Source organism: Mycobacterium sp. TH-M25 (genome assembly GCF_057473665.1).
In genome coordinates this window covers 1-4,591 of the sequence record NZ_JBYCLA010000019.1, presented here as the reverse complement: position 1 = coordinate 4,591, position 4,591 = coordinate 1, and the positions used below count along the sequence as shown (strand labels likewise).

Here is a 4,591-nt window from a genome sequence, read left to right as displayed (position 1 = left end):
CTTTACCACGGCAGGGGCAGCGGGTTGTACCGGTTCATTCCGGTGGGCCAAGATCTGCTGACGTTCACTGAGTTCGGCCGCGATATCGTCGATTATCTGCGCGAGGCGGGCTTCGAGCCCGAGATCTACGAGGGACCTGACGACGGCACGGGAGCCCAGACCGGCTTCGCGGGCCGGGTCAGCGAATGATCGCCGTGCCACCGACCATCGATTCGAACCTCACGACGGCGACTTGATCAGGATGCCCTGCCGAGCGGCCCAGACAATACGCGCCCGTCGTCATAGGGTCAGCCGGCGACGGCTCCCGGCTCGGGAAATGGCGCCCCGAACTCGGTGACCGGCTGGAAGCCGCGTTTACGGGCGCGAATGACGCCCTGCCGAATGAGATTGCCGAACGTCGCCACCCCGCACTGATCCAGCACGACGAAGGGCGACAACAGTCGGTTATGCACGTATGCAAAAGCCACCCCGGTCGCCGGGTCGGCCCAACCAAACGAGCCGCCCAGCCCGCAGTGACCAAAACCTGGCATCACGCACCTGACGGGTCCGCTGTGGTAGCCGAGGTGAAATGAGAGCGGTACCAGGATGTTTCGGTCCAGCTTCCGGTCCGGTCGGCCACTCAGCCCGGCGACGAGCTCGCGCGACAAGAACTGAGCGCCGTCGATCTCACCACCATTGGCGATCGCACCATACATCCGCGCCAGCGCGCGCGCGGTGACAACCCCGTTCGCGGCTGGGATCTCAGCGTCCAGCAACGGGATATCGCCTTGCACGGTATCCACAACGCCCTTGTAGTAGACCGAGCGGAATGCACCCGACACCTGGTGGGCGACCTTGCAGGCCAGATCGTTGACAACGGGATTGCCGAGGGTGCGCGGCATGATGATCTCAGCGACCCGCGTCGGAGCGTCGGCCGGCGGTCGACCCAGATGCATGCCGTCAGTTCCTAACGGCTCGGCGAGCTCCTCGCGGATCAGCGCGGCCATCCCCTTTCCGGTGACCGCCCGAGCCAGCCCCGACATCAGCCAGCCGAAGGTCAGCGCATGATATGCCGGTTTACCCAGCAAGCGTCCCGGAGACGCCGTCGCTAACCGTTCCTCCATGACGATGTGGTCCAGCAAGTCATCCTTGGTGGCGCCGCGCAGACCCGACAAGCCGGCGTGGTGTTTCATCACCTCACGAACGGTCAGCGCTGACTTGCCATTGGCTCCGAACGCCGGCCAATACTCGGCGACCGGAGCGTCGTATTCGATCAACCCCCGGTCGACGAGCCGGTGAATGACGGTGGCAGCCAACCCCTTGGTCGCGGAGAACGCCATCGGAGCGGTGTCAGCCGTCCACGGCACTTGGCCGCGCCGGTCCGCGCGCCCGGTCCACACGTCGACGACCGGTTGGCCGTCGAGATACACGGCCAGTGCTCCCCCACCGAATCGACGCCCGGGGAACAGCGCGGCAAAACTACGAACGACGCACGCAAAGTTTGAGTCCGCCGCGCCGAACACACGACGACCAGCGTCAAGGGCGTCGTGAGGAGGGTCCACGCGGCGATCGACCCGGGCTTCCACCGTCACGCTTGTGAATTTACGGCGATTTCACATCAGCCATGGACAAACAATGATTAATTTACCTTTCCGTTAGGATGATGCCGCCTGCAGGATTTGCTGGGCCGCCATCGCGGGAGTCAGCTCCCCTGCCCGCACCTGGCGCTCCAGCTCAGCGCGGATCTCACGCACCGCAGGGTTAGACAACACCCGGTCTAGCACCGCGTCACGGACCATCTGCCAGGTCCACTCGACTTGCTGGGCCCGTCGGCGGTTCTCGAACTCGCCGGCGGCGATAAGCACCTGACGATGACGTTCGACCGCTTCCCACATCTGGGTCAGACCGGTCCCCTCAACCGCACTCATCGTGAGAACCGGTGGTCGCCATAGTGTTTCGTGTGGATAGATCAGTCGGAGCGCCGAGGACAGATCCCGGGCGGCTACCCGCGCCTCGCGCAGATGTTCCCCGTCAGCCTTGTTCACCACCACGACGTCGGCCAGCTCCAGCACGCCCTTTTTGATGCCCTGCAACTGATCGCCGGTACGCGCCAAGGTCAACAAGACGAAGGTGTCGACCATATTGGCCACCGCGACCTCGGACTGCCCGACGCCGACGGTTTCGATCAGGATCACGTCAAAACCAGCCGCCTCCAACAGGACAACTGTTTCCCGCGTGGCCTTCGCCACGCCGCCCAGCGTGCCCGACGTCGGCGACGGCCGGATATAGGCGTCCGGGTGTACCGCCAGCCGCGCCATTCGGGTCTTGTCGCCAAGAATGGATCCACCGGTACGGGTCGATGACGGATCGACGGCCAACACTGCCACTCGATGACCCCGTTCGATCAGATGCATGCCGAGCGCCTCGATGGTGGTGGATTTTCCTACCCCGGGCACCCCGGTGATGCCGACCCGATGGGCGTTTCCAGCGTCCGGCTGCAGCGCCAACAGCAGCTGCTGCGCCTGCTCACGATGGTCGGCGCGGGTGGACTCCACCAACGTGATAGCCCGCGGCAATGCCGCGCGATCACCGCTGCGGACCGCAGCCGCCAGTTGCTCTACCGTCATTTATCCGCCATCGCGAAAGTGCAACTGGCGACACATTTCCCGAGTAACGCCGCCAGTGGTTGCACTCTCGCGGCCATCTAGGTAAGCGTGTAACCCAGCCGCTCGGCGAGCTTGTGTAGCAAGCCAATTGCGGCGTCGGCGATCACCGTCCCGGGCGGGAAGATGGCAGTGGCCCCGGCGGCGTACAGCTCATCGAAGTCACCGGGCGGGATCACGCCGCCCACCACGATCATGATGTCAGGCCGGCCCACATCGGCAAGTGCGTCTCGAAGTGCCGGTACCAGCGTCAGGTGGCCGGCGGCCAGCGACGACACACCGATCACATGCACGTCGTTGTCGGCCGCCTGACGGGCGACCTCCTCGGGCGTGGAGAACAGCGATCCGACATCGACGTCGAACCCGATGTCGGCGAATGCCGTCGCGATAACCTTCTGCCCGCGGTCGTGGCCGTCCTGGCCCATCTTGGCCACCAGAATCCTGGGCCGGCGACCATCAGCCTCAGCGAATTTTTTGACTAGTTCTGTGGCGCTTGCGATATCGGTGGCCTTCCCAGCTTCTCCCACTTCCCGGCGGTAGACCCCGGTGATGGTACGGATCTCCGCTTGGTGACGCCCGTATACCTTTTCCAGCGCATCGGAGATCTCGCCGACGGTGGCGTTGACCCGGGCGGCGTTGATAGCAAGCGCCAACAAATTATCGCCGGCACGGCCGGGGGCCCCGGCGGCAGCAGACAGCTTGGCCAGGGCCGCGTCGACCGCCGACTGGTCCCGGTTTGCCCGCAACTGCTGCAGTTTGGCTACTTGTTCGGCGCGCACCCGGCTGTTCTCGACCTTGAGTACCTCGATCTCGTGATCCTCGTCAACTTGGTACTTGTTGACCCCGACCACCGGCTGACGCCCGGAGTCGATACGGGCCTGGGTGCGCGCGGCTGCCTCCTCGATGCGCAGCTTGGGGATGCCGTCGCTGATGGCTTGGGCCATGCCGCCGTGCTCGGCGACCTCGGCGATATGAGCACGAGCACGGGCAGCCAGTTGATGGGTCAGCCACTCCACATAGTAAGAGCCCCCCCACGGGTCGATCGGCCGCGTGGTGCCCGACTCCTGTTGCAGCACCAGCTGAGTATTGCGGGCGATCCGGGCGGAAAAGTCGGTGGGCAGCGCCAACGCCTCGTCCAGCGCGTTGGTGTGTAACGACTGGGTATGGCCCTGTGTTGCGGCCATCGCCTCGATACAGGTGCGGGCCACGTTGTTGAACGGGTCCTGGGCGGTCAACGACCACCCCGAGGTTTGCGAATGGGTGCGCAGTGATAGGGATTTTGGGCTTTGGGGTTCGAATTCGGCGACCAGTTCGCTCCATAGCAGCCGGCCGGCACGCAGTTTGGCGACTTCCATGAAGAAGTTCATCCCGATACCCCAAAAGAAGGACAACCGCGGCGCGAAAGTGTCGATGTCCAGTCCGGCATCCAGGCCCGCCTTGATGTAGTCGACACCATCGGCCAAGGTGTATGCCAGCTCCAAATCCGCTGTGGCGCCAGCTTCTTGGATATGGTAGCCGGAGATCGAGATGGAGTTGAACTTCGGCATCTTAGCGCTGGTGTAGGCAAAGATATCGGAGATGATCCGCATCGAGGGCTTCGGCGGGTAGATGTAGGTGTTGCGGACCATGAACTCTTTGAGGATGTCGTTTTGGATGGTGCCGGCCAGCTTCCCCGGCGGCACACCCTGCTCCTCAGCCGCTACCACATACAGCGCCAGGATCGGCAGCACAGCACCGTTCATTGTCATCGATACCGACACCGCCGACAGGTCTATACCATCGAACAGTTGTCGCATGTCGAGGATGGAATCGATTGCCACACCGGCCATTCCGACATCGCCCTGGACGCGAGGATGGTCGGAGTCGTACCCGCGGTGAGTCGCCAGGTCGAAGGCCACCGACAGGCCCTTCTGACCGGCTGCCAGGTTACGACGGTAAAACGCGTTGGA

Annotated in this window: 4 protein-coding genes; 1 reads left to right on the top strand and 3 read right to left on the bottom strand. The window is 63.9% G+C overall.

Translation table 11 applies throughout. The features are described 5' to 3' along the window. Positions 1-189, top strand: a 189-nt coding sequence (locus AC2VOU_RS00695) for a hypothetical protein (RefSeq protein WP_486955620.1), incomplete at its 5' end; no start/stop codon positions are given. 98 nt (positions 190-287) lie between these two features. Here AC2VOU_RS00695 and lipL read toward each other — a convergent pair. From lipL to scpA, 3 genes are all read right to left on the bottom strand, one after another. Next, on the bottom strand, positions 288-1,571 hold the full coding sequence (lipL, locus tag AC2VOU_RS00690; RefSeq protein WP_486955619.1) for an esterase/beta-lactamase LipL: 1,284 nt from the start codon (positions 1,569-1,571) through the stop codon (positions 288-290). Between the two features lie 63 nt (positions 1,572-1,634). Then, positions 1,635-2,606: a methylmalonyl Co-A mutase-associated GTPase MeaB gene (gene meaB / locus AC2VOU_RS00685; protein WP_486955618.1), complete on the bottom strand. Its 972-nt coding sequence runs from the start codon at positions 2,604-2,606 to the stop codon at positions 1,635-1,637. Positions 2,607-2,683: 77 nt separating this feature from the next. Beyond that, positions 2,684-4,591 (bottom strand): methylmalonyl-CoA mutase (gene scpA / locus AC2VOU_RS00680; RefSeq protein ID WP_486955617.1); only part of this gene is annotated, 1,908 nt, incomplete at its 5' end.